The sequence below is a fragment of the Ottowia pentelensis genome (assembly GCF_964341695.1).
The window spans coordinates 2,408,986-2,435,230 of record NZ_OZ224513.1 but is presented as its reverse complement, the minus strand read 5'-3'; the positions used below and the strand labels follow the sequence as shown (position 1 = coordinate 2,435,230).

General features: G+C 69.0%; 27 protein-coding genes and 1 pseudogene. 17 read left to right on the top strand and 11 right to left on the bottom strand.

Annotated features, from left to right (window positions below):
* Position 1 precedes the first annotated feature (1 nt).
* Genes ACWHMB_RS11790 through ACWHMB_RS11775 form a run of 4 tightly spaced genes read right to left on the bottom strand, consistent with a single transcriptional unit; the run spans position 2 to position 2,443 of the window.
* Complete coding sequence (locus ACWHMB_RS11790) at positions 2 to 505, bottom strand: DoxX family protein (RefSeq protein ID WP_377485293.1); 504 nt, start codon at positions 503 to 505, stop codon at positions 2 to 4.
* Positions 502 to 1,275, bottom strand: coding sequence for an HvfC/BufC N-terminal domain-containing protein (locus ACWHMB_RS11785; RefSeq protein WP_377485291.1), 774 nt, complete (start codon positions 1,273 to 1,275; stop codon positions 502 to 504). Before ACWHMB_RS11785 ends, ACWHMB_RS11790 begins: the two co-directional genes overlap by 4 nt.
* Positions 1,262 to 2,107: an MNIO family bufferin maturase gene (bufB, locus tag ACWHMB_RS11780; RefSeq protein WP_377485289.1), complete on the bottom strand. Its 846-nt coding sequence runs from the start codon at positions 2,105 to 2,107 to the stop codon at positions 1,262 to 1,264. The genes ACWHMB_RS11785 and bufB overlap by 14 nt, the downstream gene beginning before the upstream one ends.
* 24 nt (positions 2,108 to 2,131) lie before the next feature.
* A complete protein-coding gene (locus ACWHMB_RS11775; protein WP_377485287.1) occupies positions 2,132 to 2,443 on the bottom strand; it encodes a BufA1 family periplasmic bufferin-type metallophore in 312 nt (103 codons plus the stop codon).
* A gap of 234 nt (positions 2,444 to 2,677) precedes the next feature.
* Between ACWHMB_RS11775 and ACWHMB_RS11770 the strand changes: the two genes are divergently transcribed.
* Positions 2,678 to 3,247 (top strand): sigma-70 family RNA polymerase sigma factor, encoded by a 570-nt coding sequence (locus tag ACWHMB_RS11770; RefSeq protein ID WP_377485285.1) that lies wholly within the window; start codon positions 2,678 to 2,680, stop codon positions 3,245 to 3,247.
* Entirely contained in the window at positions 3,244 to 3,885 is a 642-nt protein-coding gene (locus ACWHMB_RS11765; RefSeq protein WP_377485283.1) for an NrsF family protein, read from the top strand. Before ACWHMB_RS11770 ends, ACWHMB_RS11765 begins: the two co-directional genes overlap by 4 nt.
* 69 nt (positions 3,886 to 3,954) lie before the next feature.
* On the opposite strand, the gene ctlX is transcribed toward ACWHMB_RS11765, so the two are convergent.
* Entirely contained in the window at positions 3,955 to 4,938 is a 984-nt protein-coding gene (ctlX, locus tag ACWHMB_RS11760; RefSeq protein WP_377485281.1) for a citrulline utilization hydrolase CtlX, read from the bottom strand.
* Between the two features lie 4 nt (positions 4,939 to 4,942).
* Entirely contained in the window at positions 4,943 to 5,992 is a 1,050-nt protein-coding gene (locus tag ACWHMB_RS11755) for an ornithine cyclodeaminase (protein WP_377485279.1), read from the bottom strand.
* 150 nt (positions 5,993 to 6,142) lie between these two features.
* Between ACWHMB_RS11755 and ACWHMB_RS11750 the strand changes: the two genes are divergently transcribed.
* Entirely contained in the window at positions 6,143 to 6,565 is a 423-nt protein-coding gene (locus ACWHMB_RS11750) for an Lrp/AsnC family transcriptional regulator (protein WP_377485277.1), read from the top strand.
* A 12-nt stretch (positions 6,566 to 6,577) separates the two neighbouring features.
* On the opposite strand, the gene ACWHMB_RS11745 is transcribed toward ACWHMB_RS11750, so the two are convergent.
* Positions 6,578 to 8,095 carry a helicase HerA-like domain-containing protein gene (locus tag ACWHMB_RS11745; protein ID WP_377485275.1) on the bottom strand — a complete coding sequence of 506 codons (1,518 nt, stop codon included), beginning with the start codon at positions 8,093 to 8,095 and terminating at the stop codon, positions 6,578 to 6,580.
* A 69-nt stretch (positions 8,096 to 8,164) separates the two neighbouring features.
* Between ACWHMB_RS11745 and ACWHMB_RS11740 the strand changes: the two genes are divergently transcribed.
* The 7 genes and pseudogenes from ACWHMB_RS11740 to ACWHMB_RS11710 all read left to right on the top strand — a co-directional run bounded on the left by ACWHMB_RS11740 (position 8,165) and on the right by ACWHMB_RS11710 (position 14,354).
* Entirely contained in the window at positions 8,165 to 8,896 is a 732-nt protein-coding gene (locus ACWHMB_RS11740; RefSeq protein ID WP_377485273.1) for a YebC/PmpR family DNA-binding transcriptional regulator, read from the top strand.
* Positions 8,897 to 8,903: 7 nt separating this feature from the next.
* The gene (purD, locus tag ACWHMB_RS11735; protein ID WP_377485271.1) at positions 8,904 to 10,181 is read left to right on the top strand and encodes a phosphoribosylamine--glycine ligase; all 1,278 of its coding nucleotides are present in this window, start codon (positions 8,904 to 8,906) and stop codon (positions 10,179 to 10,181) included.
* Between the two features lie 794 nt (positions 10,182 to 10,975).
* The gene (gene hemF / locus ACWHMB_RS11730; protein ID WP_377485269.1) at positions 10,976 to 11,893 is read left to right on the top strand and encodes an oxygen-dependent coproporphyrinogen oxidase; all 918 of its coding nucleotides are present in this window, start codon (positions 10,976 to 10,978) and stop codon (positions 11,891 to 11,893) included.
* Positions 11,884 to 12,498, top strand: a pseudogene (gene nadD, locus ACWHMB_RS11725) (nicotinate (nicotinamide) nucleotide adenylyltransferase); the annotation flags it as partial. The gene hemF and the pseudogene nadD, both read left to right, overlap by 10 nt.
* 21 nt (positions 12,499 to 12,519) lie before the next feature.
* Positions 12,520 to 13,209 (top strand): ribosome silencing factor, encoded by a 690-nt coding sequence (rsfS, locus tag ACWHMB_RS11720; protein WP_377485445.1) that lies wholly within the window; start codon positions 12,520 to 12,522, stop codon positions 13,207 to 13,209.
* Complete coding sequence (gene rlmH, locus ACWHMB_RS11715; RefSeq protein ID WP_377485267.1) at positions 13,206 to 13,676, top strand: 23S rRNA (pseudouridine(1915)-N(3))-methyltransferase RlmH; 471 nt, start codon at positions 13,206 to 13,208, stop codon at positions 13,674 to 13,676. Before rsfS ends, rlmH begins: the two co-directional genes overlap by 4 nt.
* Before the next feature lie 60 nt (positions 13,677 to 13,736).
* On the top strand, positions 13,737 to 14,354 hold the full coding sequence (locus tag ACWHMB_RS11710; RefSeq protein ID WP_377485265.1) for a Maf family protein: 618 nt from the start codon (positions 13,737 to 13,739) through the stop codon (positions 14,352 to 14,354).
* 27 nt (positions 14,355 to 14,381) lie between these two features.
* Here ACWHMB_RS11710 and ACWHMB_RS11705 read toward each other — a convergent pair whose 3' ends face one another.
* Positions 14,382 to 14,672 (bottom strand): Dabb family protein, encoded by a 291-nt coding sequence (locus tag ACWHMB_RS11705; RefSeq protein ID WP_377485263.1) that lies wholly within the window; start codon positions 14,670 to 14,672, stop codon positions 14,382 to 14,384.
* 11 nt (positions 14,673 to 14,683) lie between these two features.
* The gene (locus ACWHMB_RS11700) at positions 14,684 to 15,439 is read right to left on the bottom strand and encodes an SDR family NAD(P)-dependent oxidoreductase (RefSeq protein ID WP_377485261.1); all 756 of its coding nucleotides are present in this window, start codon (positions 15,437 to 15,439) and stop codon (positions 14,684 to 14,686) included.
* A 242-nt stretch (positions 15,440 to 15,681) separates the two neighbouring features.
* On the opposite strand from ACWHMB_RS11700, the gene rng reads away from it, so the two are divergent.
* From rng to ACWHMB_RS11665, 7 genes are all read left to right on the top strand, one after another.
* The gene (gene rng / locus ACWHMB_RS11695) at positions 15,682 to 17,172 is read left to right on the top strand and encodes a ribonuclease G (RefSeq protein WP_377485259.1); all 1,491 of its coding nucleotides are present in this window, start codon (positions 15,682 to 15,684) and stop codon (positions 17,170 to 17,172) included.
* Between the two features lie 44 nt (positions 17,173 to 17,216).
* A complete protein-coding gene (locus ACWHMB_RS11690) occupies positions 17,217 to 17,711 on the top strand; it encodes a MarR family winged helix-turn-helix transcriptional regulator (RefSeq protein ID WP_377485257.1) in 495 nt (164 codons plus the stop codon).
* Positions 17,712 to 17,877: 166 nt separating this feature from the next.
* Positions 17,878 to 19,908, top strand: coding sequence for an oxidoreductase (locus ACWHMB_RS11685; RefSeq protein ID WP_377485255.1), 2,031 nt, complete (start codon positions 17,878 to 17,880; stop codon positions 19,906 to 19,908).
* Positions 19,909 to 19,935: 27 nt separating this feature from the next.
* Positions 19,936 to 21,585: an AMP-binding protein gene (locus ACWHMB_RS11680; RefSeq protein ID WP_377485253.1), complete on the top strand. Its 1,650-nt coding sequence runs from the start codon at positions 19,936 to 19,938 to the stop codon at positions 21,583 to 21,585.
* A 28-nt stretch (positions 21,586 to 21,613) separates the two neighbouring features.
* On the top strand, positions 21,614 to 22,381 hold the full coding sequence (locus tag ACWHMB_RS11675) for a glucose 1-dehydrogenase (protein WP_377485251.1): 768 nt from the start codon (positions 21,614 to 21,616) through the stop codon (positions 22,379 to 22,381).
* Positions 22,382 to 22,420: 39 nt separating this feature from the next.
* Entirely contained in the window at positions 22,421 to 24,214 is a 1,794-nt protein-coding gene (locus ACWHMB_RS11670; protein WP_377485249.1) for an acyl-CoA dehydrogenase, read from the top strand.
* A gap of 73 nt (positions 24,215 to 24,287) precedes the next feature.
* Positions 24,288 to 24,680 carry a VOC family protein gene (locus tag ACWHMB_RS11665; protein WP_377485247.1) on the top strand — a complete coding sequence of 131 codons (393 nt, stop codon included), beginning with the start codon at positions 24,288 to 24,290 and terminating at the stop codon, positions 24,678 to 24,680.
* A 7-nt stretch (positions 24,681 to 24,687) separates the two neighbouring features.
* On the opposite strand, the gene ACWHMB_RS11660 is transcribed toward ACWHMB_RS11665, so the two are convergent.
* Both ACWHMB_RS11660 and fabI read right to left on the bottom strand, forming a co-directional pair.
* A complete protein-coding gene (locus ACWHMB_RS11660) occupies positions 24,688 to 25,275 on the bottom strand; it encodes an IMPACT family protein (RefSeq protein ID WP_377485245.1) in 588 nt (195 codons plus the stop codon).
* 166 nt (positions 25,276 to 25,441) lie between these two features.
* Complete coding sequence (gene fabI / locus ACWHMB_RS11655; RefSeq protein ID WP_377485243.1) at positions 25,442 to 26,245, bottom strand: enoyl-ACP reductase FabI; 804 nt, start codon at positions 26,243 to 26,245, stop codon at positions 25,442 to 25,444.

The following is a 26,245-nucleotide window of genomic DNA, read 5'->3' as shown; positions in this document are numbered from 1 at the left end:
CTCACGACCGGGGAGCGCGGTCTCCCAGCCAATGGTCGACCGAGAGCCGGCCCGGCCCCCAGGCGGCAATCGCCAGTGCCATCGCGGCCCAGGTGAGATGGATGGGCCAGCCCTCCGGCACGGTCAGTTCGATCACCCCCGTCATCGCCAGCAGGCCCAGGGCGGCGAAACGCGTGCCGACACCCAGCACCAGCAGCACCGGCAGCAGCACTTCGCCGCAGCCGGACAGAAACGCGACCACGGCCGGCGCGGGGAAGGGGTAGGGGCCGCCCGGCAGATGCAGTCGAAACTCGTCGGCAAACAGGTAGACCGCCGTGTCCTTGAGTTGCAGGAAGCCGTCCCATTTCAGCATGCCGGACTTCCAGAACGGGACGGCCAGCGCGATGCGCAGCACGAACTGCGCCAGCCACGGCTGGGCGATGGTCTGGACCAGGCGCCGGGCCTCGCCGATCAAACGGGTCGGGGCTGCGCGAGCGTGCGTCGAAGGGTGTGAGGTGGCGGTCATGCCGGCTCTCCTGGTTGAAGGGTGGTGAATACGCCCGCCGAGATCATTCCCGCCAGGTTGGCGCCGAGGTCGAAGGAGGGCGCTTCGTCGAACGCGGCAGCGGTTGCCGCGCCCAGCGGGTCGCCCGCGAGCAGGCGGGTGAGAAAGACCGCGCCGCCCGCGGGCAGGCGCGAGACGATGACGTCCGGTCCGGGGCGCGTGATGAGCGCATCCTCGGCGTCGTGGGCATGCAGCGGCGCCGGCACGCCTTCGGCCTGGTTCATCGTGAAGAAGGTGATGGCGGGATGGCGCGAGCGCACGATGCGCGCGGCCGGATGCGGCGCGAAGCGCAGCGCCATCAGCCGGGCCGGATCGATGGCGGCCAGCGCGCCCGCGTCGAGCGCGGGCCGGTCGGCCGCGTGGTAGGCGTCCAGCCAGGCGCGTTCGATGCACGCGACGTCGGCCAGCCAGGGCAGGGCTTGCGCGTATTCGTAGGCGGCGATGAAGGCGGGGAAATCGCGCCCGTACTCGAACAGCAGCGGCGACGTAGGCGGCGTGGCGCGCACGTGAAAGCGCGCCATGGCGCGGAAGAACTCGGCGCCGGTGATGCGCTGGACGGCCGGGTAAATGTCGGCCAGCGCCTGGATCAGGCTCACGGTCACGTTGTTGCGGTAAACGTTGTAGCGCCGGACCACGCCCTTGCCGCCGTGGGCCACCACATCCGCTGGCGCTGGGCACTGTGGGTCGGTCAAGCCGGGCGCGAACGCGGCGCTGTATTCAGGCCACGGCATGGTGGCGTTCCTCGCGCATGATGCGGCGCGCCGCCTGGGCCTGCGCGCGCAGGGTGGGCCAGTCGGGCAGCTCGCTGTCCCATTCGATCAGCGTCGGCGTGGGGCCGATGCGTTCGATGACGCCACGGTACAGATCCCAGACCGGCGGCGCGACGGCGCGGTCGTGGCTGTCGATGAGCAGCGGCGCGCCCTCGTCGTCGCGCTGCTCGCTGTGCCCGGCCAGATGGATTTCGCCGACCCGCTCCAGCGGGAAGGCGTTCAGGTAGTCGACCGCCGAATAGCCGTGGTTGGCCGCCGAAACGAAGGCGTTGTTGACGTCGAGCAGCAGGCCGCAGCCGCTGCGTTGCGCCACCGCGCGGATGAACTCCGCCTCGCCCATCGTGGACGACGCGAACGCGAGGTAGGTGGCGGGGTTCTCCAGCAGCAGGGGCCGCCGGATCGCCGCCTGCACCTGGTCGATGTGCGCGCACACCCGATCCAGGGTGGCGCGGGTGTAGGGCAGGGGCAGCAGGTCGTTGAAGAAGGTGCCGCCATGCGAGGACCAGGCCAGGTGTTCCGACACGAAGGCGGGCTGGTAGCGCAACACCAGGTCGCGGAACCGCGCCAGGTGCAACTCGTCCAGCGCGCCCGGCCCGCCGATCGACATGCACACCCCGTGCAAGGACAGCGCATGGCGCTCGCGCAGGGCCGTGAGCATGCGGTGGGGCGGGCCGCCCGCGCCCATGTAGTTCTCGGCATGCACCTCGAAGAAGAAGTCGTCCCCGGGCGGCCGCGCGAGGATCGCGGACAGGTGTTGGTGCTTGAAGCTGGTGCCCGCCGCGAGCATGGCCATTCCCCCGTGGTGTCAGCCGAAGGATCAGGACTTCATCGGCATGAGCGAGCCATGGCCGCCGTTCGGCGTCTGGATGCTGGCGCAGGTGCCGCCTTGGACGAACTTCCACGAATTGCCCTGGAAGTCCATGGTGGAGGTGCCCTGGCAGGTCGTGCCGGGGCCGGCGGCGCAGTCGTTCTGCCCCTTCAGGGCCACGCCGTAGCATTTCTCCTTGTGTGCGGCAATGGCCGCATCGGTCTCGGCTTTCGTCAACGGCGCGGCATGGGCGGCCGATGCCAGCAGGCCGGCGATGGCGCTGGCCAGGATGGCGGAGGTGAGCTTGGTGCTGGTGGACATGGAATCGTTCCTCAGGTTGGATGCAAGGTATCCAGGACGGATACGTCGACTCATTCGTCCCTGTCATGGGCGCGGTTACAGCGCGCCGCAAAAATCGCGGCCGGTGCGCTGTCCTCAACGGCGTGCCTTTTCGTCGCGGTGGCGATCGCGGCCAAAAAGCGTTCCAATCAATCGCGGTGGCGCTGTAACCGGATCGCACCTTGATCCGAATGCACAGGCGTCACCTGTCCACCCATGTCCACGCCCGACGCCGAAACCGAACTGCATCGCCTGCTGCTGGCCGGCCTGGACGGCGACGAGGCGGCCTACCGGCATTTCCTGCAGTTGCTGGCGGGACACTTGCGCGCCTACCTGGGGCGGCGACTGTTCGGCTGGCCGGACGACGTGGAAGATCTGGTGCAGGAATGTCTGCTTGCCATGCACAACAAGCGCCATACCTATCAGCCCGACCAGCCGCTCACTGCCTGGGTGCATGCCATCGCGCGCTACAAGCTGATCGACCTGTTGCGCGCCCGCGGCGCGCGTGAGGCGCTGCACGACCCACTGGATGAGGAGATGCCCCTGTACGCCGCCAGCACGCACGACGCGCACGATGCCCAGCGCGACTTGATGGGCATGCTGCAAAGCCTGCCCGACAAACAACGCCGCCCCATCGAGTGCGTGAAGATCGAGGGCCTGTCGGTGGCCGAGACGGCACGCCTCACGGGCCTGTCCGAATCGGCCGTCAAGGTCGGCATTCACCGCGGCCTGAAGGCGCTGGCCGCGCGCTTTGGCGCCGCGCGGCGCCTGGAGGGCCACGCATGAAGACCGACGAGCTGATTGGCCTGCTGGCCACGCACGCCGGGGCCGAACGCCGGCCGGCCACCGGGGCCGCCCTGGCGCGCGCCGTGTGCGTGGGGCTGCTCGGCTCGCTGGCCATCGTGCTGGCGGGCTACGGGCTCAACCACCAGTTCCCGCAGGTGCTGGGCATGCCCCTGTTCTGGATGAAGCTGGGCATGCCGGTGCTGGTGGCGCTGTGCGCGGGCGTGGTCGCCAGCCGCCTGGCACGCCCCGGCGTGTCGGCGGGTCGCGCCGGCTGGGGCATCGCGCTGGCGCTGGTGGTGGTGTGGGGCGTGGCGGCGGGCCAGTGGCTGGCCGCGCCGCCGCCGGCGCGCGCCGAACTGCTGTGGGGCCAGACCTGGCGCAGCTGCGCCTTCAGCATCGGCCTGATCTCGCTGCCGGTGCTGGTGGCGGCGCTGGGCGCGTTGCGCGAAATGGCGCCCACGCGCCTGCGACTGGCGGGCGCGGCGGCCGGTGCGCTGGCCGGCGGCGCCGGCGCCGCCGTGTACGCGCTGCATTGCCCCGAACTGGGCGCGCCCTTCATCGCCGTGTGGTACGTGCTGGGCATGGCGCTGCCGGTGGCGGTGGGCGCCTGGCTGGGGCCGCGCGTGCTGCGCTGGTGAGGTCGGGCGCGCGCCGCAGGCGGCGTGACTGCGTCAGCGATCTTGTGGCGACCCTTGACGTGGCCGCGTTCAGGTGGCCTTGCCCAGGCCTGCCGCGGCACGGCGCGGCGACAGATGGATGCCGGCCAGCATGCAGCGCACCGACCCACCCGCCAGCTCGATGGTGGGCACCGCCAATGGCAGCAGGCGCGCGCTGCGCTTGATGCGCGCCTTCTGCCGCGCCGTGAGGCTGTCGCAGGCACGCTGCGACAGCGCCAGCACGCGACCCGCGCGGCCGGACAACTCGATGGCATTGCCCGCGAATTCGCCAATCTGCTCGGGACTCAGATCGATCACCTCGTGTCCCCACTCCTGCAGCCGCGCCACCACCTCCCGCGCACGGCTCGGATCGGTCAGCGAGCGCGTGCCCAGCAGCGCGAACTCGGTGGCCACGCACATCAGCACGTTGGTGTGGTAGATCGGCCGGCCCGCCATGTCGGCGGTGTCGAAGACGATGGGCTCGAAATTGAAGTGGGTGCTGAAGCGCTCCAGCAGCACCGGATCGGCCCGGTTGGAGCGAGCGGTGTAGGCCACGCCGGCCGTGTGGTCGAGCACCATGGCGCCGGTGCCTTCGAGGAACAGCTGGTCGTGCTCCAGCCCCGAATAGTCGATCACGTCCTGTACGCGGTACTCGGCCTTGAGCATCTCGATGACGTCCTGGCGCCGCTCGCGCCGACGGCTGGGCGAGTGCATCGCGTAAATGGCCACGCGCCCGCCCGGGTGGGTGGAGAACCAGTTGTTGGGGAACACCGAGTCGGGCGTGTCCTGCTCGCCGCGATCCTCGAACAGGTGCACGCGCACGCCGGCGTCTTGCAATTGCTCTGCCGCCCGCGTCACCTCGCGGTGCGCGGCCGCGGCGATGGCGCGCGCCTCGCCCACGGCGGCCGGGTTCTGGAAGGCGTTGTCCGTGGCGGTTTCGGGGTTGGGCGTGAAGCGGTGCGGGCGCACCATCACGACGGCCGCGGGGGCCTGGATCGAGCGGAAGGTGGACATGGCGGCAGCGCTGGGTGTCATGGCTTCAGGCAACGCGGCGCACCGCGCAGCGGGAGGCGCCCGGGCGGGTGTGGCGAAACAGGTCCTTCGGATCGTCGGCGCGCGGCACCAGCTCCACGTCCACGCCCAGCCGGCGCCGCTCGGCCTGCGCCAGCACGCAGCGCAGCGTCGAGTAGTCTTCCAGCGCGAAGCCGACCGAGTCGAACACCGTCACCTGCTCGGCGCTTTGCCGGCCGGCGGCCGTGCCGGCCAGCACGCGCCACAGGTCCACCACCGGAAAGTCCGCAGGCAGTTGCTGGATGTCGCCTTCGACGCGCGTCTGCGGTTCGTACTCGACGAACACGCGTGCGCCACGCAGCACCTCGGCGTGCAGCTCGGTCTTGCCGGGGCAGTCACCACCCACCGCGTTGATGTGCATGCCCGGCGCGATCATGTCGGGCGTGAGGATGGCGGCACAGGTCTTGTCGGCGGTGACCGTGGTCACGATGTCGGCGCCGCGCACCGCCTCGGCGGTCGATGCGCAGCGGATGACTTTCAGCGACGGATAGACCGACAGGTTGCGCACCAGTTTGTCGGTGGCGCGCGGGTCACGGTCGTGGACCGCGATCTCCTCGATGCCCAGATGGCCGTGGAAGGCCAGCGCCTGGAACTCGCTTTGCGCGCCGTTGCCGATCAGCGCCATGCGGCGCGCGTCGGGGCGGGCCAGCGCGCGCGCTGCCATCAGCGAGGTGGCGCAGGTGCGCAGGGCGGTGGCCAGCGTGAGCTCGGACAGCAGCACCGGGTAGCCGGTATCCACCTCGGCCAGCACGCCAAAGGCCATCACCGTGTACAGGCCGCGCCGGGTGTTGCCGGGGTGGCCGTTGACGTATTTGAAGGCGTAGCGCCGCGTGTTGGACACCGGCATCAGCTCGATCACGCCGATGTCCGAGTGGTTGGCCACGCGGGCGCTCTTGTCGAACTCGGGCCAGCGCACGAAGTCGTCCCGGATGGTGTCGGCGAGTTCGCCGATGAATGGGATCACACCGATGTCCTGCACCAGGCGGGACATGGTCGGTACGTCGACAAAGCGGGTCATGGGCTCTCCTGGAAACGTCTGCACGTTGGGGCGGCTTGTCGCCGCCAGGAGATTGTTGGCTCGAACGATGCCAATTTGAATGGCTCAACTTGGCAATTTATTCTCTGATCTCTACACTTTGCTCATTCAAACAATCAAAATGATCAATTCATGGACGACACCGACCGCGAACTGATCGCGCTGCTGCGGGCCGATGCGCGCATGCCGGTGGTGACGCTGGCCAGCAAGCTGCGCGTGGCGCGCGCCACGGTGCAAAACCGCATCGCCAGACTGCAGGCCGAGGGGACGATCGTGGGTTACACGGTGCGCCTGCGGCCCGAGGCCGAAGGGCATCGCATTCGCGCGCTGACCTCGATCGAGGTCAAGGGCAACCACGCCGAGGACGTGTTGCGTGCGTTGCGCGGCCATCCCAACGTGATGGCACTGCACACCACCAACGGCCGCTGGGACCTGGTGGCCGAGCTGCGCGCCGACACGCTGGAATCATTCGACCGCGTGCTCAACGCGATTCGCCGGATTCCGGGCATCGCCAACACCGAGACCAGCATCCTGCTGTCGACGCACAAAATCTAGCGTCGAGCCGATTCAGCGCTTGCGCCCACCCAGCAGGCTGCCCAGCGCGCCGCGCAGCATTTCGCGGCCCATGCGGCGCATCTCGCCCTTGACCACGGTCTGCACCATGCCGTCGTACTGGCCGCCGCGCGGGCCGGTGCGGCCGAACAGGGCCTCCTTGACCACCGTGCCAACGCTGCCCAGCAGGCCACCGTCGGCCGCGCCACCGGCCGCCGGCGCACCGCCGCCGCCGGCGCCACCGGGGGCGGCGCTCGCGCCCGCGCGCTGGGCCAGTTTCTCGTAGGCCGATTCGCGGTCCACCGCCTGCTCGTAGGTGCCGGCCACCAGCGAGCCGGCGATCAGCGCCTTGCGCTCCTCGTCGGTGATGGGGCCGATGCGGCTGCCGGGCGGGATGACGAACAGGCGCTCGGTGACGCCGGGGCGGCCCTTGGCGTCCAGCAGGCTGATGAGCGCTTCGCCGGTGGCCAGCTCGGTGATGGCGGCCTCGACGTCCAGCTTGGGGTTGCCGCGCATGGTCTCGGCCGTGGCCTTGACGGCCTTCTGGTCGCGCACGGTGAAGGCGCGTAGCGCATGCTGCACGCGGTTGCCCAACTGCGCCAGCACGGTGTCGGGCACGTCGATCGGGTTTTGCGTGACGAAGTAAACCCCCACGCCCTTGCTGCGCACCAGGCGTACCACCAGCTCGATGCGCTCGAGCAGCACCTTGGGCGCGTCGTTGAACAGCAGGTGCGCCTCGTCGAAGAAAAACACGAACCTGGGCTTTTCGGGGTCGCCGATCTCGGGCAGGCGCTCGTACAGCTCGGACAGCAGCCACAGCAGAAAGCTGGCGTACAGGCGCGGTGCGGTCATCAGCTTGTCGGCGGCCAGGATGTTGACGACGCCCTTGCCGCCCACCGTCTGCATCATGTCGTCGAGGTTGAGCATGGGCTCGCCGAAAAACTTGTCGCCGCCCTGGCTCTCCAGCGTCAGCAGGCCGCGCTGGATGGCGCCCACGCTGGCGCTGCTGACGTTGCCGTACTTGATGGTGAAGTCCTTGGCGTTTTCGCCCACGTGCGCCAGCATGGCACGCAGGTCCTTCAGGTCGAGCAGCAGCAGGCCCTCGTCGTCGGCGATCTTGAACACCAGGTTGAGCACCCCCGCCTGCGTGTCGTTCAGGTCCAGCATGCGCGCCAGCAGCAGCGGCCCCATGTCGCTGATGGTGGCGCGCACCGGGTGGCCCTGCTCGCCGAACACGTCCCACAGCGTGGTCGGGCACTGGGTGGACGCCGGCAGCTCCAGCCCGCGGTCCTGCAGCACCTGGGCGATCTTGCCCTCGATGCGGCCGGCCTGGCTGATGCCCGTGAGGTCGCCCTTGACGTCGGCCATGAACACCGGCACGCCCAGCAGCGAAAACGACTCGGCCATCTTCTGCAGCGTGACGGTCTTGCCGGTGCCGGTGGCGCCGGTGACCAGGCCGTGGCGGTTGGCCAGGCCGGGCAGCAAAAAGGCCTGGATGTCACCGTGTTGGGCCATGAGGATGGGATCGGCCATGAGCTCCTGCCTTTGAAAAGTAAAATCGTTCGATTATCAAGCGACTTTTTTGAAGAAGGTGAGAGCGCAATGGCCGGCCACAGCAAATGGGCAAACATCCAGCACCGCAAGGGGCGCCAGGACGAAAAACGCCAGCGCATCTGGACGCGCGTGGTGCGCGAGATCATGGTGGCCGCGCGCACCGGCGGCGGCGACCCCACGGCCAACCCGCGCCTGCGCCTGGCCATCGACAAGGCCAAGGCCGCCAACATGCCGGCCGACACCATCAAGCGCAACATCGACAAGGCCACCGGCAACCTCGAGGGCGTGAGCTACGAGGAAATCCGCTACGAGGGCTACGGCATCGGTGGTGCGGCCATCATCGTCGACACCATGACCGACAACCGCGTGCGCACCGTGGCCGACGTGCGCCACGCCTTCAGCAAGTACGGCGGCAACATGGGCACCGAGGGCTCGGTGGCGTTCCAGTTCAAGCATTGCGGGCAGATCGTGTTCGCGCCCGGTGTCAGTGAAGACCAGGTGATGGAGGTGGCGCTGGAAGCCGGCGCCGAGGACGTCATCGCCGACGAGGCCGGCGCCATCGAGGTGCTGACTGCCCCCGGCGACTTCGAGGCCGTGCGCGACGCGCTGCAGGCCGCCGGCCTGACGCCCGAGGTGGCCGAGGTCACCCTGCGTGCCGACAGCAGCATCGACCTGGCGGGCGAGGACGCCCAGAAGATGCAGAAGTTGCTGGACGTGCTGGAAGACCTGGACGACGTGCAGAACGTCTATCACAACGCCAACGTCGACTTGGGCGAGTGACGGCACCATGAAAGTCCTGGTGATCGGCGGCGGCGGCCGTGAACATGCGCTGGCCTGGAAGCTGACCCAGTCCCCGCGCGTGCAGCAGGTTTACGTGGCGCCCGGCAACGGCGGCACGCAGCGCGGCGCCGGCCTGGTCAACGTGCCCATCACCGAGGTGGCGGCGCTGCGCGACTGGGCCTTGCAGGAAAAGATCGCGCTCACGGTGGTCGGGCCCGAGCAGCCGCTCGCCGCGGGCGTGGTCGACGACTTTCGCAAGCACGGCCTGCGCATCTTCGGCCCCAGCCGGGCCGCCGCGCAACTGGAAAGCTCCAAGGCCTTCAGCAAGGCCTTCATGCAGCGCCACGGCATTCCCACCGCCGCCTACGACACTTTCACCGACGCCGCGGCCGCGCGCGCCTACGTCGACCGGCTGGGCGCGCCCATCGTCGTCAAGGCCGATGGCCTGGCCGCCGGCAAGGGCGTGGTGGTGGCGCAGACCGTGGCCGAGGCGCACGCCGCCATCGACGACATGCTGGGCGGCAACCAACTGGGCGTGGCGCACAACGAGGGCGGCGCGCGGGTCGTGATCGAGGAGTTTTTGCACGGCGAAGAGGCCAGCTTCATCGTGCTGTGCGACGGCAAGAACGTGTTGCCGCTGGCCACCAGCCAGGACCACAAGCGCCTGCTGGATGGCGACGCCGGCCCCAACACCGGCGGCATGGGCGCGTACTCGCCCGCGCCGGTGGTCACGCCCGACATCCACGCGCGCGTGATGCGCGAGATCATCGGGCCCACCGTGCGCGGCATGGAGCAGGATGGCGTGCCCTTCACCGGTTTTCTGTACGCCGGCCTGATGATCGACGCGCAGGGCCACCCCCGCACGCTGGAGTTCAACACCCGCATGGGCGACCCCGAGACCCAGCCCATCCTGATGCGCCTGAAGTCCGACCTGCTGGAGGTGCTGCTGGCCGCCACCGCCGGCAAGCTGGACGCCGTGCAACTGCAGTGGGACCGCCGCGTGGCCCTGGGCGTGGTGATGGCCGCGCACGGCTACCCGCAGGCGCCGCGCAAGGGCGACCTGATCACCGACCTGCCCGCCGCGCAGGACGACGCCATGGTGTTTCACGCCGGCACGGTGCAGGACGGCGATCAGCTCAAGACCGCCGGCGGGCGCGTGCTGTGCGTCACCGTGCTGGCCGACTCCGTCAAGCAGGCGCAGGTGCGCGCCTACGACGTGGCGCGCCAGATTCACTTCGACGGGGCGCAATACCGCCGCGACATCGGTCATCGGGCGGTGGTGTGAACGGCTGTGGGCTTGCTCCCTCGCCCCTTTGGGGAGAGGGCTGGGGTGAGGGGCTTGTGGCGTTGGATGCATCGGCTGGCCGGGATATGCGCCCGGCGGCGCACCTGCTTTCTTTTGCTTCGCCAAAAGAAAGTAGGCAAAGAAAAGGCGACCCCACTGGCCGTGTCCCTGCGCTTCGCTACGGGCAACCTGCGATGCTCGCGCCTGGGGCGGTGCTGCGGAACTCGCTTCGTTCACTGCGTTCACTTCGCTCAGACAACCGCAGCAAGTCAGAACACGTTGCATGGGCATGCTCTGCTCCCCATGCCCGCCCCAGCCGCTGCGCTTCTCGGCACGGCCAGAGGGGAGTTGAAACCCCACACGGGCCATCGCTGCGCTCGGCCTCGGCAAGTACCCGTATCAAACCCCTGTGGCTGCGCCTGCGGCGCGGTGCTTGCGGGGTGGCGCGTGCACCGCAGGATGCACGCGCTTCGTGCTCTGACTCGCCGCGGTTGTCTGAACGGAGCGCGCCAGCGCGCAGTGAGTTCTGCGGCGCACCCCGCAAGCGCCGTGACGCAGGTTTGCCCCGTAGCGAAGCGCAGGGGTCGCAGACTTGGGGTCGCTTTTCTTTGGTTCCTTTCTTTGGCGAGACAAAGAAAGGGACTGCGCCGCCGGGCGCACATCCCGGCCAGCCGACGCATGCAGAGTCAGCTGAACATTGAACAACAGCGGCCCCATCGAACGCCAGAAAGCCCCTCACCCCAGCCCTCTCCCCGGAGGGGCGAGGGGGCAAGTCCACCACCCCACACGCTGACATGACCGACTTCAACACCCAGGTTCGCAACTACCTCACCGACCTGCAGGCCCGCATCATCGACGCCATCGAAGGCGTCGATGGCCAGGCCCAGGCGGTGCGCGATGCGTGGCGCAAGGCGCCGGGCGAGGCGCTGCAAGGCGAGGGCGTCACCCGCATCATGGAAGGCGGCGCGGTGTTCGAGCGCGCGGGCTGCGGCTTTTCGGACGTGCGTGGGCCGCGCCTGCCGCCCTCGGCCACGCAGCACCGGCCCGAGTTGGCGGGCGCGCCGTTCGAGGCCATGGGCGTGTCGCTGGTGTTTCATCCGCTCAACCCCTACGTGCCCACGGTGCACATGAACGTGCGCATGATCTCGGCCGGCCAGCCGGGGCGCGAGCCGGTGCGCTGGTTCGGCGGCGGCATGGATTTGACGCCCTACTATGGCTTCGACGAGGACTGCCGGCACTTTCACGCCGCGTGCCAGGGCGCGCTGGCGCCGCTGGGGGGCGATCTGTACGGCCGTTTCAAGCCCTGGTGCGACGAATACTTCTTCAACCAGCACCGCGGCGAGGCGCGCGGCATCGGCGGCATCTTCTACGACGACTTTGCCGAGGGCGGGCCCGAGCACGGTTTTGCGCTGATGCGCGCGGTGGGCGACGCCTTCCTGCCGGCCTACCTGCCCATCGTCGACCAGCGACGCGCCACGCCCTGGGGTGAGCGCGAGCGCCAGCATCAGCTGATCCGGCGCGGGCGCTACGTCGAGTTCAACCTGGTGTGGGACCGCGGCACGCATTTCGGCCTGCAGTCGGGCGGGCGCACCGAATCGATCCTGCTGTCCATGCCGCCGCTGGCCAGCTGGGCCTATCAACGCCGTCCCGAGCCCGGCACGCCCGAGGCGCGACTGACCGAGCACTTCCTGGTACCGCGCGCGTGGCTCTAGCGACTGCCCCGCGGCGCATCGGCGTCTACGGCGGTGCCTTCGATCCGCCGCATGCGGCGCACCTGGCGGTGGCGCGCGCGGCCATCGAGCAGCTGGCGCTGGACGTGCTGCACGTGATCCCCACCGGCGATGCCTGGCACAAGTCGCGCCCGCTGTCGCCCGCGCGCGATCGCCTGGTGCTGTGCCGGCTGGCCTTTGCCGGCTGGCCGAAGCTGCGCGTCGACGACCGCGAGCTGCGGCGTGTCGGCCCGACCTACACCATCGACACGCTGGGCGAGTTGCGCGCGCAGTATCCGCGCGCCGAGCTGTTTCTCGTCATCGGCAGCGACCAGGCCGAGGCCTTTGCGCGCTGGCGCCGGGCGTCGGACATCGTGCGGCTTGCTACGGTTGCGATAGCTGCTCGCGCAGACGCAACGGTAGCCAGCGCCCCGTTTGATCAAAAAAATGCGCTGCCTGGCGTGCAACTCGCTGGTGCGCATGGCGTGCGGCAGCTGCGACTGCCCGCGCTGCCGCACAGCTCCACCGACATCCGCGCCCGCGTGGCCGCCGGGCGCGGCATTGCCCGTCTGGTGCCCGCCGCGGTGGCGCGGTATATTGCCGACCATCATCTCTACGTGAACCCATCAATGAGCGAAACCGCCGCCAAGAAAGACGTGCAAAAACTGCAGCGTGCCATCGTCGATGGCCTGGAGGACGTCAAGGGCCAGGACATCCGGGTGTTCAACACCGAGCATCTGTCGCCGCTGTTCGAGCGCGTGATCGTGGCCAGCGGCACCTCCAACCGCCAGACCAAGGCGCTGGCCGCCAGCGTGCGCGACAAGGTCCGCGAAGCCGGTTTTGCCAAGCCGCGCGTGGAGGGCGAAGACAACGGCGAATGGATCATCGTCGACTGCGGCGCCGCCGTGGCGCACGTGATGCAGCCCATGATTCGCCAGTACTACAACCTGGAAGAAATCTGGGGCGAAAAACCCGTGCGCCTGCGCTCGGCCGCGTCCGCCGTGCCCAAGGCGGCGGCCAGGAAGGCTCCGGCCAAGGCCGCGCCGGTGAAGCCGGCTGCCGCCAAGAAGGCTCCGGCCAAGCCGGGCGATGCCAAGACCGCCGCACCGCGCAAGCCCGCGGCCAAGAAGGCGGTGGCCAAGAAGACGACGGGCGCGCCGGCGCGCGGCTCATCGTCACCGCGCAAGCCGGCCGCCAAGGTGGCGGTGGCCAAGAAGGTGCTGGTGGTGGGCAAGCCGGCCGCCAAGCCCGCGGCCAAGGTGGCTGCGACGCGCAAGCCCGCGCCCGCGCGCAAGAGCGCCGCCCGCCCGGCACGATGAAGCTGTGCGTGCTCGCCGTCGGCCAGCGGGTGCCGGCGTGGGCCGCCAGCGCCTGGGACGACTACGCCAAGCGCTTTCCGCCCGAGCTCAAGGTCGAGCTCAAGACCATCAAGACCGAGCCGCGCGCCGGCGGCAAGACGGCGGCGCAGGCCATGGCCGCCGAGCGCCAGCGCATCGAGGCGGCCCTGCCCAAGTCGGCCCACGTGGTGGTGCTGGACGAACGCGGCACGGCCTTGACCACCACCGCCCTGGCCGAGCGCCTGACGCACTGGCAATCGCTGGGGCAGGACGTGGCGCTGCTGATCGGCGGCCCCGACGGGCTGGACCCGGCCCTGCGCCAGGCCGCGCACGAGCGCATCCGCCTGTCGGACCTGACGCTGCCGCACGCCATGGTGCGCGTGCTGCTGGTGGAGCAGTTGTACCGTGCCTGGTCGGTCAACGCGGGCCATCCCTATCATCGCGAATAATCCTGTTTTGATAGCTTCTCGCGCTTGATTGGCGGGCGCTACAGGCTGATTTGATTAAAAATGTCCGGCTTCATCTACCTCGCCTCGCAAAGCCCGCGCCGGCGCCAGTTGCTGGAGCAACTGCGCGTGCGCCATGAACTGCTGCTGCCCAATGCGCCGGGTGACGAAGGCGAGGATGCCGAAGGTCTGGAGGCGGTATTGCGCGGCGAAAGCCCGGGCGCCTACGTGCAGCGCGTGACGGCGCTCAAGCTCGACGCCGCCGTCGCGCGCCACGCGCGCCGTGGTCTGGCGCCGGCGCCCATCCTGTGCTCGGACACCACGGTGGCGCTGGGCGATCGCATCTACGGCAAGCCGGTGGATGCGCAAGACGCCGCACGCATGCTGGCCGAACTTTCGGGCCATGAACACCAGGTGCTGACCGCCGTGGCGCTGCAGGCGGGCGAGCGGCGCCTGGCGGCGCTGTCGGTGTCGCGGGTGCGCTTTGCCGCCATGACGGCGGCGCAGATCGCCGCCTACGTGGCCAGTGGCGAGCCCATGGGCAAGGCCGGCGCCTATGCGATCCAGGGGCCGGTGGCCCAGTACGTGGAGAACCTGAACGGCAGCTACACCGGCATCATGGGCTTGCCGCTGTTCGAGACCGCGCGCCTGCTGCGGGCCGTCGGCGTGCTGCGCGATTGAGGCCCGCGGGGCGCGCGTACATCGACCTCAGACGACGTAGTCCAGCACCACCAGCTGCGTCTTGATGTCGCCGACGAAGCGGCTCAGCGCCTCGTGCTCGGGCGTGGTCTGGTAGAAGTCGTGCGCCTGCGCGTCCGCGAACGCGGCCACGATGGCGTGCGTGAGCTCGGGCGAGCGCTTCGAGGCGTTGGCGACCAGGCGCATGTCGATCAAGCCGGGGACGACGCTCTTGAGCAGTTCGCAGTGGCGGACGATGAAGGCCTGATCGCTCTCGGACAAGGCCCTCTTGAAGCCCATCAGGACGACGTGGTGGAACATGGGCCGCCCGCTCAGGAAATGGTCAGGCCGCCGTCCACCGACAGGATGTGCCCGGTCGTCGAGCGCGAGTCGTCGCAGGCCAGGAACAGCGCCGCCTTGGCGACGTCCTCGGGCGTCACCATGCCGAACAGCTGGTTCTGGGCCGACAGGTTGGTGGCGTCGTTGTTGGCCATCATCTTGAGCACCCGCTCGGTCGACGTGGCGCCGGGCGCGATGGCGTTGACGCGCACGTGCTCGGCCGCGTATTCGACCGCCATCGAGCGCGTCAGGGCGCTGATGGCGCCCTTGGCCGCGGTGTACGAGTCCTTGTTGTGCGTACCGATCAAGGCGAAGATCGAGGTCATGTTGATCACCGCGCCGCCGCCGCTGGCGATGACGGCCGGAATGCCGAAGCGGCAGCCCAGCCAGGTGCCGAACAGGTCGATCTTGATGCGCGCCCAGAACTCGTCGATCGGCGCATCGCTCACGCGCGAGTCGCGGCTGGTGGAGCCGCCGGCGTTGTTGTGCAGCACGTGCAGGCCGCCGAAGGTCTTGACGGTTTGCGCCACCGCCGCCTCCACCTGATCGGGCTCGCTGACGTCGGTGGGGATGAACAGCGCCTGGCCGCCCTGGGCCTGCACCAGGCGGGCCGTTTCTTCGCCCGCGTCGGCGTTGCGCTCCACCACGGCGATGCGCGCGCCCTCGGCGGCGAACAGCAGGGCCGTCGCGCGTCCGATGCCCGCACCGGCGCCGGTGATGAGGGCGGTCTTGTTTTCGAGTTTCGGCATGCTTGTCTCCTGAAATGAGGGCGCGGGATACCCGCGAAATTTCAGCGTCCTGTCGCATCGACGGAACTTTCAATTCTTTTCCAGTTTTTTAGCACGGCATAGCGATTCAACGCACACCTTCTGTGCGTGGACGCACAACATGAAAGGCCACCCGACGGCGTGTAGGCAAGCCTCGGCGGCGCACGGCGAAGTTCGATGCCGCGCCCGTTCAGGCATCATCCGCAGCTTCCAGGAAGGTGCCCATGCAACAGGACATATTGATCAACTGGTCTCCGCAGGAGACGCGCGTCGCGGTGGTGGAGAACGGCGCGGTGCAGGAACTGCACGTGGAGCGCACGCTGGAGCGCGGGCTGGTCGGCAACGTCTACCTCGGCAAGGTGGCGCGCGTGCTGCCGGGCATGCAGTCGGCCTTCATCGACATCGGGCTGGAGCGCTCGGCCTTTCTGCACGTGGCCGACCTGTGGCAGCGCCCGCTGGAGGGCGAGAGCCTGCCCGCGCACCGCAACGGCGGCGCCCAGCGTCCGATCGAAAAACAGGTATTCGAAGGCCAGACGCTGATGGTGCAGGTCATCAAGGACCCCATCGGCACCAAGGGCGCGCGCCTGTCCACCCAGATCAGCGTGGCCGGGCGCATGCTGGTGTTCTTGCCGCAGGACGAGCACATCGGCGTATCGCAAAAAATTGCCGCCGGCCTGCGCGACGCGCTGCGCGAGCGCGTGCAGCAGTTGGCGCGCGCCGCCGCGCCGGAGGGCAAGACGGGTGGCTACATCCTGCGCACCAATGCCGAGGACGCCAGCGACGCCGAACTGGCCGAGGACATCGCCTATCTGCGCAAGACCTGGACGCGCATCCGAGAGGCCGCCACGCGCCTGCCACCGGCGTCCTTGCTGCACGAAGACCTGCGTCTGCTGCAGCGCGTGCTGCGCGACCTGGTGGGCGAGGGCACGCAGAGCATCCGCATCGATTCGCGTGAGCAGTTCGATACGCTGATGGCCTTCGGCAAGGAGTTCATGCCGGCCGCCGCCGCGCGCCTGTCGCACTACCGCGGCGAGCGACCGATCTTCGATCTGTTCAACGTCGACGACGAGATCGCCAAGGCGCTGGGGCGGCGGGTGGACCTGAAGTCGGGTGGCTACCTGGTCGTCGACCAGACGGAGGCGCTGACCACCGTCGACGTCAACACCGGCGGCTTCATCGGCACGCGCAATTTCGACGAGACGGTGTTCAAGACCAACCTGGAGGCGGCGCAGGCCATTGCGCGCCAGCTGCGCCTGCGCAACCTGGGCGGCATCATCGTGGTGGACTTCATCGACATGAGCTTGCCCGAGCACCAGCAGGCCGTGCTGGCCGAGTTTCGCAAGCAACTGGCGCGCGACCGCGTCAAGACCCAGGTGGGCGGTTTTTCGCACCTGGGCTTGGTCGAGATGACGCGCAAGCGCACGCGCGAGTCGCTGGCGCAACTGCTGTGCGAGCCTTGCGAGCAGTGCCAGGGCAGCGGGCGCGTGCGCACAGCGCGCACCGTGGCCTACGACGTGCTGCGCGAAATCCTGCGCGAGGCGCGCCAGTTCAATCCGCGCGAATTTCGCGTCGTCGCCGCGCCGGCCGTGATCGACATGCTGATCGACGAAGAGGGCCAGCATCTGGCCGGCCTGTCGGACTTCATCGGCAAGCCGATCTCGCTGCAGGCCGAAAGCGCGGTCGGGCCGGACCAGTACGACATCGTCCTGCTTTGAGCCTGCGGGTTGGTCGCCCGGCGCCGAACGGTCAGAATCGCGCCATGCCTCCATCCGATCAAGAAAGCTACGACCAGTCGGTCTCGGCGGTGCACAACCGCCTGTTCTTTCGCCTGTTCCAGGTCGGCAATGCGCTGGACCGCCAGTCCGTCAAGGAACTGGGCATCACCACGGTGCAGTGGGCCACGCTGGGCGCCCTGTCGCGTCCGCAGGCGCTGACGGGCATGGCGTTTTCCGAGCTGGCGGACTATCTGGTCGTCAGCCGGCAAAGCCTGGACGGGGTGCTCAAGCGCCTGGAGCGCGAGGGCCACGTCGAGCGCGTGGTCGACCCGGCCGACCGGCGCGCCAAGAAGGTGGTGTTGCTGCCCGCCGGGCGCGCCTTCTGGGGCGAGCTCCAGCCCCGCATCTACGAGTTTTATCGTCAGGCGGTGGAGCGCTTTCGCTTCGACGACAAGGTCACGCTGCTGCACTACATCAACCGACTCAACGAGGGCATGAGCCAGATCGACCTGGGGCCCAAGGCGGAACGCGAGACTTAGGCCGCTGGCGCCGATTTATGTCGCCATGTTGACAATGTTTGGTGAATTGCTATCGAGTCAATATTCTAGTTCAAAAGGTTCTATCAAGAAAAATATGTCATGAACTTGACGTAAATGATCGAATGGGAGATCATTCGGCAGCCCGCATCCCAGACGAGAGACAAGCATGGCTGCCTATCCGAATCTTCTGCGCCCGCTGCGCATCGCCGGGGTCGAGTTGCCCAACCGCATGGTGATGGGCGCCATGCACACCCGGCTGGAAACCATGGATCGCCCGCTGGAGCGGCTGGCGGCCTTCTATGCCGCCCGCGCCGCCGGTGAGATCGGCCTCATCCTCACCGGCGGCTACGCGCCCGTGCCCGAAGGCGTGATGGACGAGGGCGGCCTGGTGCTGGACCGGCCCGAGCAGCTGGCCGAGCACCGCGTCATCACCTCGGCGGTGAACCAGGCCGGTGGCCGCATCGTGCTGCAGATCCTGCACGCGGGCCGCTATGCCAAGGTGGCGAGCTGCGTTGCGCCGTCGGCCATCAAGGCGCGCATCAACGTCCATGCGCCGCGTGCGCTGTCGACCGACGAGGTCTGGGCCACCATCGAGCGTTTTGCCAACACCTCGGCGCTGGCCGAGCAGGCGGGCTACGCCGGCGTCGAGATCATGGGCTCCGAGGGCTATCTGATCAACGAGTTCACGGCCGCGCTGACCAACCAGCGCGAGGACGAGTTCGGTGGCGATTTCGAGCGCCGCATCCGTTTGCCCGTCGAGATCGTCAAGGCCGTGCGGGCGCGGGTCTCACCCCGGTTCATGCTCATCTACCGCATCTCGTCCATCGACCTGATGGATGGCGGCATGACGGGCGAGGAGGTGGCCGAACTGGCGCGCCGCGTCGAGGCCGCGGGCGCCGACATGCTCAACACCGGCATCGGCTGGCACGAGGCGGCGGTGCCCACCATGGCGGCGCCGGTGCCGCGCGCGGCCTGGGTCGAGGCGATCCGCAACGTCAAGCGCGCAGTCGGCATTCCGGTCATGGCGTCCAACCGCATCAACACGCCTGAGGTGGCCGAAGCCATCATCGCCTCCGGCGCCGCCGACCTGGTGTCGATGGCGCGCCCGCTGCTGGCCGATCCCGATTTCGCCCGCAAGACGCGCGCGGGTCTTGCCGAGCAGATCAACACCTGCATCGCCTGCAACCAGGCCTGCCTGGACCGCATCTTCACCGACCGGGTGGCGAGCTGCCTGGTCAACCCGCGCGCCGGGCGCGAGGTGGAGTTCGAAGACGGCAAGACAGCCGATCCCAAGCACTTCGCCGTGGTCGGCGGCGGGCCGGCCGGCATGGCGTTCGCCATCAACGCCACCCAGCGCGGGCACCGCGTCACCCTGTTCGAGGCGGGCGATCAGCTGGGCGGCCAGCTCAACCTGGCGCGCCAGGTGCCGGGCAAGAACGAGTTCAACGAGATGCTGCGCTACTTCAGGGTGACGCTCAAGCGCCTGCAGGTCGCCGTGCATCTGCAGACCGCGGTCGATGCCGAGGGCCTGGCCGCGCGCGTGCGCGCCGGCGAGTTCGACGAGGTGGTGATCGCCACCGGCGTGCTGCCGCGCCAGCCCGACATCCGCGGGCTCGACCACCCCAAGGTGCTCAGCTACCTCGACGTGCTGGCCCATGGCGCACCGGTGGGCCAGCGGGTGGCCATCATCGGCGCCGGCGGCATCGGCTTCGACGTGGCCGAGTACCTGGTCGGCCATGCCGAGGAATCGCTGCAGCCCCAGGTGTTCATGGACGCCTGGGGGGTCGATACGGCCATCCACGGTGCGGGCGGCCTGAAGGCGCCCGCGCCGCACGCGGCCGGGCGCGTCGTCCACATGTTCCAGCGCAAGAACGAGTCGCTGGGCAAGAACCTGGGCAAGTCCACCGGCTGGATCCTCAAGGCCAATCTGCGCAAGGCCGACGTGGCGATGACGGCCGGCGCCAGCTACCACGCGGTCGACGACCAGGGCCTGCACTACAGCGTCAACGGCGAGGCCCGGGTGTGGGACGCCGACACCGTCATCCTCTGCGCGGGGCAGTTGTCCAACCGCACGCTGGCCGACGGCCTGGCCGAGCGCGGCATCCCCACCCACGTGATCGGCGGCGCCGACGTCGCGGCCGAGCTGGACGCCGTGCGCGCCATCGACCAGGCCACGCGCCTGGCGGTTTCGCTTTGATCGTCAATCTTCCACCCTTCATCCACCATGACCAGCAAGTTCTCGCAAGACCTCGACCAGAACCCCGGCAACCACCAGCCACTGACCCCGCTCGGGCTGCTGGACCGGGCGGCGGATGTCTACCCCGACCGCATCGCCGTCATCCACGGTGAGCGGCGCCATACATGGGCCGAGTACGCCCAGCGCTGCCGCCGTCTGGCGCGCGCGCTGATCGGCGCCGGCATCCGGCGCGGCGACACGGTGGCCATCTTGGCGGCCAACATCCCCGAGATGCTGGAGGCGCAGTTCGGCGTGCCCCTGTCGGGCGCTGTCATCAACAGCATCAACATCCGCCTGGACGCGCCGGCGATCGCCTTCATCCTGCAGCACTCCGAGACGCGCTTGCTGTTGGTCGACCAGCAGTTCGCCGACGTGGCGCGCCAGGCCGTCAAGTTGTCCGGCCTGCAGCTGGACGTGGTGGACATCCGCGCCGCCGACGTGCCCGACGCCGAGCCGGTCGGCGTGATCGAATACGAGAGTTTTCTTGCCCAGGCGCCGACCGATGTCGCGCTGCGCTACCCCGAGGACGAGTGGGACGCCATCGCGCTCAACTACACCTCGGGCACCACCGGCAACCCCAAGGGCGTGGTCTATCACCATCGCGGGGCCTACCTCAATGCCCTGGGCACCACCCTCTACGCACGGCTCAACGCCGGCACGCCGGTCTACCTGTGGACCTTGCCGCTGTTTCACTGCAACGGCTGGTGCTACGCCTGGGCCCTGGCTGCCGTGGGCGGCACCAGCGTGTGCCTGCGCAAGGTGGTGCCCGATGAGATTTACGCCGCCATCCGCCAGTACGGCGTCACGCATTTCTGCGGCGCGCCGGCCGTGCTCAGTGCCCTGGTCATGGGCAAGCCCAAGGACTGGGTCAGGCCCGAAACCCCCATCTGGGTGGCCTGCGCCGGCGCCTCGCCACCGGTGACGGTGATCGCGCAAACCGAGGCCCTGGGCTTCGAGGTGCTGCACGTGTACGGCATGACCGAGGCGCATGGCGTCAACACCACCTGCGTGGTGCAGGACGCCTGGGCCGCCATGGGCGACGACGAGCGGCTGCGCCGCATGGGCCGCCAGGGCGTGCGCACGGCGGTGGCGGGCGACATGATCGTCGCCGACCCGAGCACCCTGCAGCCCGTCGCGCGCGACGGCAAGACCATCGGCGAGGTGCTGTTTCGCGGCAACCTGGGCATGAAGGGTTACCTGAAGAACGCCGAGGCCACGCGCGAGGTCTTTCACGGCGGCTGGATGCACAGCGGCGACCTGGCCGTGATGCACGAGGACGGCTACATCGAGATCAAGGACCGCTCCAAGGACATCATCATCTCGGGCGGCGAGAACGTCTCGTCGATCGAGGTCGAGGAGGTGCTGTTCACGCATCCGGCGGTGTTCCAGGCCGCCGTGGTGGCCGTGCCTGACGAGAAATGGGGCGAGGTGCCCTGCGCCGTGCTGGAGCTGCATCCCCCATACGTCGGCACGCTGACCGCGGACGACATCATCCAGTTCTGCCGCGCCCGGCTGCCGGGCTTCAAGACGCCCAAGCACGTGATCTTCGAGCCCATCGTGCGCACGGCCACCGGCAAGCTGCAGAAGTTCAAGCTGCGCGACCATGTCGCCGAGATCATCGCCAAGCGCGAGCACTGACCGACCCTCTCATCAAAGGAGCATTCCCATGCGTGGACTCAAGGACAAAGTCGCCATCATCACGGGCGCTGCCGGCGGCATCGGCCGCAGCCTGGTGCAACGTTTTCTGGAAGAGGGCGCGCGCGTCGCCGCCTTCGATCTGAACCAGGCCGGCCTGGATGAGGTCAAGGCCCAGTTCGCGCAGTACGCGGGCCAGCTGAGCACGGTGCAACTCGACATCACCGACCACGACGCGGTCGCCCGGGCGGTGCAGAAGGTCCACGCCGACCTCAAGCAGATCGACATCCTGGTCAACAACGCCGGCTGGGACGTGGCCAAGCAGTTCGTCGACACCACGCCCGATTTGTGGGACAAGCTGATCGCCATCAACCTCAAGGGCCCGCTGAGTCTGCAGCACGCCGTGGTGCCGCTGATGGTGGCCGCCGGCGGCGGCAAGATCGTCAACATCGCCTCGGACGCGGGCCGCGTCGGCTCCTCGGGCGAATCCGTGTATGCCGCCTGCAAGGGCGGCATCATCGCCTTCAGCAAGACGCTGGCGCGCGAAACCGCGCGTGCCGGCGTGCGCGTCAACGTGGTCTGCCCCGGCCCGACCGACACGGCGCTGCTGCAGTCCTTCACGGGCGGCGGTGAGTTCGGCCAGAAAATCTACGACGGCCTCAAGCGTGCCATTCCGCTCAAGCGCCTGGGCCAGCCCGAGGACATTCCCGGCGCCGTGGCCTTCCTCTCCAGCGACGACGCCAACTTCATCACCGGCCAGGTGCTCTCGGTGTCGGGCGGCCTGACCATGCACGGCTGAGCCGGCGAAAACATCGCACCCGACTGCCGAATCGACCCCATGAGTGACTACATCCCCCCGTTGCAGGACATGCAGTTCGTGCTGAACGAACTGGCCGGCCTGCAGGACATCGCCGCGCTGCCCGGCCATGGCGAGGCCACGCCCGACACCGCCCGCGCGGTGCTGGAGCAGGCCGGCGCCTTTGCCGCCGAAGTCATTGCGCCGCTCAACCACCCGGGCGACGTCGAAGGCGTGCGCCTGGAAGGCGGGCGGCCGCGCATGCCGGCGGGCTGGGTGCGCGCCTACGCGAGCTACGTGGAAGGCGGCTGGCCCACGCTGGCCGTCCCCGAGGCGCTGGGTGGGCAGAACCTGCCCGGCGTGCTGGCCGCTCCGGTCGAGGAGATGATGAACAGCGGCAGCATCGCCTTCGGCCTGCTGGGCCTGCTGTCGCGCGGCGCGGTGCAGGTGCTGAGCGAAGTCGGCACGCCCGAGCAGCAGCGGCGCTATCTGCCGCGCCTGATCAGCGGCGAGTGGACCGGCACCATGGTGCTGACCGAGCCGCAGGCGGGCTCCGACCTGTCGGCGGTGCGCACGCGTGCCACCCGCGCGGCCGACGGCAGCTACCGCCTGCACGGCACCAAGATCTTCATCACCTATGGCGACCACGACCTGACGCCCAACGTGATCCACATGGTGCTGGCTCGCGTCGACGGCGCCCCGGCGGGCACCAAGGGCATCTCGCTGTTCGTCGTGCCCAAGCGCTTCGTCAACGACGACGGCTCGCTGGGCGCGCACAACGACCTGCGCGCGGTGTCGATCGAGCGCAAGCTGGGCCTGCACGCCACGCCGACCTGCGTCATGGCCTTCGGCGATGGCGAGGGTGCCGTCGGCCAGCTGGTCGGCGAGGAAAACCGCGGGCTGGAGTACATGTTCATCATGATGAACTCGGCGCGGTTTTCGGTCGGCCTGGAGGCCATCGGCCTGGCCGAGCGCGCCTACCAGAAGGCCCGCGCCTATGCGCGCGAGCGCGTGCAGGGCGTGGAGCAGGGCGGCGCCGGCAACGAGCGGGTGGCCATCATCCGCCACCCCGACGTGCGCCGCATGCTGCTGAACATGAAGTGCCGCATCGAGGCCATGCGCGCGCTGGCCGGCGTGATGGCGGCCAGCATGGACCAGGCGGCGGCCAACCCCGATGCGCAGGTGCGCGAAGAGCACCAGGCCTTCGTCGAGCTGATGATGCCGATTGCCAAGGGCTGGTTCACCGAGGTCGGGCTGGACATCGCGTCCATGGGCATCCAGGTGCATGGCGGCGTCGGCTTCATCGAGGAAACCGGCGCGGCGCAGCATCTGCGCGATGCGCGCATCACGACCATCTTCGAGGGCACGACCGGCATCCAGGCCATGGACCTGGTCGGGCGCAAGGTGGGGCGCGACGGCGGGCGCGTGATCGGCGCGCTGATCGCGCGCATGCGCGCGGTGCAGGCCGAGCTGCAGGCCCATACGGATGCCGAGCTGCGCGCCATCGGCGAGCGGCTGAACCAGGGCATCGACGATCTCGAGGCCGCCGTCGGATCGATCGTGAAGTCGTGGGCCAGCGGCCCCAAGCCGGCGCTGGCGGGGTCGGTGCCCTTCCTGGAGCTGCTGGGCATCGTGGCGGGCGGCTGGCAGATGGGCCGCGCGGCCTTGGCGGCCGACCGGCTGCTCAGGCCCGATCCTGGATCCGAGTTTTTGACGCACAAGATCCTCGGCAGCCGCTTCTACGCCGATCACGTTTTGCCCAGGTCGGCCGGTCTGCGCCATGCCGTCGTGGCGGGCGCGGGGGCGACCTTGGCGTACGCCGAATCGGCGTTTTGAGCCGGCCTCGGCGGGGGCGCTTCGGTACGATATTGTTTTGCTTCATTGAACCCGTCGACAGGAGAGCGAGCCCATGTTCAGCCACGTGATGGTCGGATCGAACGACATCGAGCGCTCACAGCGCTTCTACAACGCCGTGCTCGGCCAGCTGGGCGTGCCCGAGCCCGTCCGCAACCAGAACGCCACCGGCCAGACGCGGCTGTTCTATCGGCACGAAGGCAACACCTTCTGCGTGTCCGAGCCGATCGACGGCGCGGCGGCCAGCCACGCCAACGGCGGCACCGTCGGCTTCAAGTGCCAATCGGCCGAACAGGTGCAGGCCTTTCACGCCACGGCGCTGGCGCATGGCGGCACCTCCATCGAGCAGCCGCCCGGCCTGCGCGAGGGCGCCGGGGGCGCGCTGTACCTGGCCTATGTGCGCGATCCGGACGGCAACAAGCTCTGCGCGCTGTTTCGGCCGAAGTAGGGCCTGATCAGGGTTCCAGCCAGCGCAGGCGGCCCTGGCCGATTTCATCCAGTTGCGCGCGCACGTCCACTCGCGCGTCGGCCGCCACCTCGTAGCGCAGCAGCACCTCGTCCGTGTGCTGCAAATCCACCGCCCGCACGGGCGCCTGCTGCAGGGCGTGGCGCACCGCGCCTTCCAGGGCGTAGGGCAGGGCGCAGGCCTGCGCCAGCCAGCGCACCAGCGGCACCTTGTCGGCCGCCAGCAGCGCCTGCGCCACGGCGTCGGTGTAGGCTCGCACCAGTCCGCCCGCGCCCAGCTTGACGCCGCCGAAATAGCGCACCACGGTGGCCAGCACGCCGTCCAGGTCCTGCTGGCGCAGCACATGCAGCATGGGCCGCCCGGCCGTGCCGCCGGGCTCGCCGTCGTCCACGGCGGCCGAATCACCGCCGGCCAGCAGCGCCCAGCACACATGCGTGGCGTCGGGGTGCTGCTGGCGCAAGGCGGCCACCAGCTGCAGCGCCTGCGCGCGCCCATCCACCGGCTGCACGCAGGCGATGAAGCGGCTTTTCTTGACGATCAGCTCGTGGTGGACGGCAGCGGCCAGACCCTGGCTCAAGGCGCGATCTTCTTCCTGCGCCTTCGAGCCGCCGGCCACTCGGGTGCGAGCCGGGCGATCTGCGCCGGTTCTGGCAGCTCGATCATCGGTCGCCAGCTATATTGATAATAGCTACTCGCGCTTGATTGGCGACGGCTGGAGCTCGATTCGACCCGCATTCCGCCCATCACCCCACCATATCAGCCGACAGCCCCGCCGTCTGGCTGAAGCCGCCGTCCACGTAGGTGATCTCGGCCGTCACGCCGCTGGCCAGGTCGCTGAGCAAAAAGGCCGCGACGTTGCCGACGTCCTCGATGGTGACGTTGCGCCGCAGCGGCGCGGCAGCGGCCACGTAGCCCAGCAGCTTGCCGAAGTCCTTGATGCCGCTGGCGGCCAGCGTCTTGATCGGGCCGGCACTGATGCCGTTGACGCGCACGCCCCGACCGCCCAGCGCCTCGGCCATGTAGCGCACGGCGGCTTCCAGGCTGGCCTTGGCCAGGCCCATGGTGTTGTAGTTGGGGATGCTGCGCAGCGCGCCCAGGTAGCTCAGCGTCAGCAGCGCGGCCTTGTCGCTCAAGAATGGCAGGGCGGCCTTGGCCAGGGCGGGAAAGCTGTAGGCGCTGATGTCGTGCGCGATGCGGTAGCTTTCGCGGCTCAGGCCGTCGAAGAAGTTGCCGGCGATCGCCTCGCGCGGCGCAAAGCCGATGGCGTGCACGAAGCCGTCGAACCTGGGCCAAACCTGGCCCAGCTCGGCGAACATGCGCTCGATCTGCTCGTCGCTGCCGACGTCGCAGTCGAACACCAGGCTCGAATCGAACTCGGCGGCGAATTCGGTGATGCGGCCCTTGAAGCGCTCGCCGACGTAGCTGAAGGCCAGCTCGGCCCCCTGCGCGTGGCAGGCGCGGGCAATGCCGTAGGCGATGGATCGGTTGGACAGCACGCCGGTGATCAAAAGCTTCTTGCCCGCCAGAAAGCCGTTCGGGTTGGTCAT

Coding starts and splice junctions, on each gene's coding strand:
- ACWHMB_RS11790 (WP_377485293.1), bottom strand. CDS start 505: ATGACCGCCACCTCACACCCTTCGACGCACGCTCGCGCAGCCCCGACC.
- ACWHMB_RS11785 (WP_377485291.1), bottom strand. CDS start 1,275: ATGCCGTGGCCTGAATACAGCGCCGCGTTCGCGCCCGGCTTGACCGAC.
- bufB (WP_377485289.1), bottom strand. CDS start 2,107: ATGGCCATGCTCGCGGCGGGCACCAGCTTCAAGCACCAACACCTGTCC.
- ACWHMB_RS11775 (WP_377485287.1), bottom strand. CDS start 2,443: ATGTCCACCAGCACCAAGCTCACCTCCGCCATCCTGGCCAGCGCCATC.
- ACWHMB_RS11770 (WP_377485285.1), top strand. CDS start 2,678: ATGTCCACGCCCGACGCCGAAACCGAACTGCATCGCCTGCTGCTGGCC.
- ACWHMB_RS11765 (WP_377485283.1), top strand. CDS start 3,244: ATGAAGACCGACGAGCTGATTGGCCTGCTGGCCACGCACGCCGGGGCC.
- ctlX (WP_377485281.1), bottom strand. CDS start 4,938: ATGACACCCAGCGCTGCCGCCATGTCCACCTTCCGCTCGATCCAGGCC.
- ACWHMB_RS11755 (WP_377485279.1), bottom strand. CDS start 5,992: ATGACCCGCTTTGTCGACGTACCGACCATGTCCCGCCTGGTGCAGGAC.
- ACWHMB_RS11750 (WP_377485277.1), top strand. CDS start 6,143: ATGGACGACACCGACCGCGAACTGATCGCGCTGCTGCGGGCCGATGCG.
- ACWHMB_RS11745 (WP_377485275.1), bottom strand. CDS start 8,095: ATGGCCGATCCCATCCTCATGGCCCAACACGGTGACATCCAGGCCTTT.
- ACWHMB_RS11740 (WP_377485273.1), top strand. CDS start 8,165: ATGGCCGGCCACAGCAAATGGGCAAACATCCAGCACCGCAAGGGGCGC.
- purD (WP_377485271.1), top strand. CDS start 8,904: ATGAAAGTCCTGGTGATCGGCGGCGGCGGCCGTGAACATGCGCTGGCC.
- hemF (WP_377485269.1), top strand. CDS start 10,976: ATGACCGACTTCAACACCCAGGTTCGCAACTACCTCACCGACCTGCAG.
- rsfS (WP_377485445.1), top strand. CDS start 12,520: ATGAGCGAAACCGCCGCCAAGAAAGACGTGCAAAAACTGCAGCGTGCC.
- rlmH (WP_377485267.1), top strand. CDS start 13,206: ATGAAGCTGTGCGTGCTCGCCGTCGGCCAGCGGGTGCCGGCGTGGGCC.
- ACWHMB_RS11710 (WP_377485265.1), top strand. CDS start 13,737: ATGTCCGGCTTCATCTACCTCGCCTCGCAAAGCCCGCGCCGGCGCCAG.
- ACWHMB_RS11705 (WP_377485263.1), bottom strand. CDS start 14,672: ATGTTCCACCACGTCGTCCTGATGGGCTTCAAGAGGGCCTTGTCCGAG.
- ACWHMB_RS11700 (WP_377485261.1), bottom strand. CDS start 15,439: ATGCCGAAACTCGAAAACAAGACCGCCCTCATCACCGGCGCCGGTGCG.
- rng (WP_377485259.1), top strand. CDS start 15,682: ATGCAACAGGACATATTGATCAACTGGTCTCCGCAGGAGACGCGCGTC.
- ACWHMB_RS11690 (WP_377485257.1), top strand. CDS start 17,217: ATGCCTCCATCCGATCAAGAAAGCTACGACCAGTCGGTCTCGGCGGTG.
- ACWHMB_RS11685 (WP_377485255.1), top strand. CDS start 17,878: ATGGCTGCCTATCCGAATCTTCTGCGCCCGCTGCGCATCGCCGGGGTC.
- ACWHMB_RS11680 (WP_377485253.1), top strand. CDS start 19,936: ATGACCAGCAAGTTCTCGCAAGACCTCGACCAGAACCCCGGCAACCAC.
- ACWHMB_RS11675 (WP_377485251.1), top strand. CDS start 21,614: ATGCGTGGACTCAAGGACAAAGTCGCCATCATCACGGGCGCTGCCGGC.
- ACWHMB_RS11670 (WP_377485249.1), top strand. CDS start 22,421: ATGAGTGACTACATCCCCCCGTTGCAGGACATGCAGTTCGTGCTGAAC.
- ACWHMB_RS11665 (WP_377485247.1), top strand. CDS start 24,288: ATGTTCAGCCACGTGATGGTCGGATCGAACGACATCGAGCGCTCACAG.
- fabI (WP_377485243.1), bottom strand. CDS start 26,245: ATGACCAACCCGAACGGCTTTCTGGCGGGCAAGAAGCTTTTGATCACC.